Below are 1,311 nucleotides of genomic sequence, written 5' to 3' on the forward strand. Positions count from 1 at the left end.
GGGCGCGCTGCCCTTCCTGCCCGCGCCCGAGCTTGCGGCGCAGCTGCGCGCCCTGCGTCCCGCGGCATGGGAGACGCGCTATCCCCCCGACCCGCAGGCGGCGCTGGCCGAGGCGCCCGCGGGCCTGTCGGTGCTGTGGCTCAGCGACGGGCTGGACCATCCCGGCCGGGGGGAATGGCTGGCGGCGCNGTGCCGCCCGACGGCCCGCGGCAGTCGCTGGAACTGGTGGCGGGCGACCAGCCGGCGCTGCGGCTGCGCTCGACCGGGGCGGCCGCTGCCGATGTGCTGGCCATCGGCCTCGACCCGCAGGGCACGCCGCGCGAGCTGGCGCGGCTGCGCCCCGGCGAGGGCGGCGGGGCTTCGGCGGATGCGGGCGTGACCAGCTGGCTGGTGCCCATCGACCTGCCCTCGGAATTGCGCAACCGCATCACCCGCTTCGAGGTCGAGGGCCATGGCTCGGCCGGGGCGGTGCTGCTGGCCGACGATTCCCTGCGCCGGCGCAAGGTCGCGCTGGCCGGCGACGACCGCGCCGGCGAGGGCCAGCGGCTGCTCTCGCCGCTGCACTACCTGCGCCGGGCCCTGGCGCCGACCACCGACCTGATCGAGGGGGGGCTGGGCGACGTGCTGCAAGCCTCGCCCGACGTGATCGTGCTGGCCGACCAGTTCGGCCTGGCCGAAGAGCCGGGCCTGCGCGAATGGGTCGAGGGCGGCGGGCTGCTGATCCGTTTTGCCGGGCCGCGCATGGCCGCCTCGGAACGGCTGGCCGAAGAGCCGCTGCTGCCCGTGCGGCTGCGCGCCGGCGGGCGCGACATCGGCGGCGCCCTGGCCTGGGGCGAGCCGCGCAGCGTCGCGCCCTTTGCCGCCGACGGGCCCTTTGCCGGGCTTTCGGTGCCCCAGGACGCCACCGTGCGCGCCCAGCTTCTGGCCGAGCCCGCGCCCGACCTGGGCGACCGCACCATCGCCCAGCTTTCCGACGGCACGCCCCTGGTGACGCGGGCGGCGCTGGGGCAGGGGCAGCTGGTGCTGTTCCACACCACGGCCAATGCGGAATGGTCGAACCTGGCGATCTCGGGCCTGTTCGTCGAGATGCTGGACCGGCTGGTGCGCAGCGCGCGGGTCGGCAGCGCGGCGCCCGAGGCGGATCGCGCCGAACAGCCCTTTTGGCTGCCCGAACTGGTGCTGGACGGCTTCGGCCGCACGACCGAGCCGCAGGATGCCACGCCGGTCGCCGCGGCCGATTTCGCGCGCGGCCCGGCGCCGGGCGCCCCGGCCGGGCTTTATCGCGGCGGCGAGCGGGTGGCGGCGCTGAAC

Annotated in this window: 1 pseudogene; it reads left to right on the plus strand. The window is 76.9% G+C overall.

Annotated features, from left to right (window positions below):
• Positions 1 to 225: 225 nt before the first annotated feature.
• Positions 226 to 1,311: pseudogene (locus FE811_RS26865) on the plus strand (LytTR family transcriptional regulator); the annotation flags it as partial.

The organism is Paracoccus sp. FO-3 (genome assembly GCF_006386455.1).
GTDB classification, from domain to species: Bacteria; Pseudomonadota; Alphaproteobacteria; order Rhodobacterales; family Rhodobacteraceae; genus Paracoccus; species Paracoccus versutus.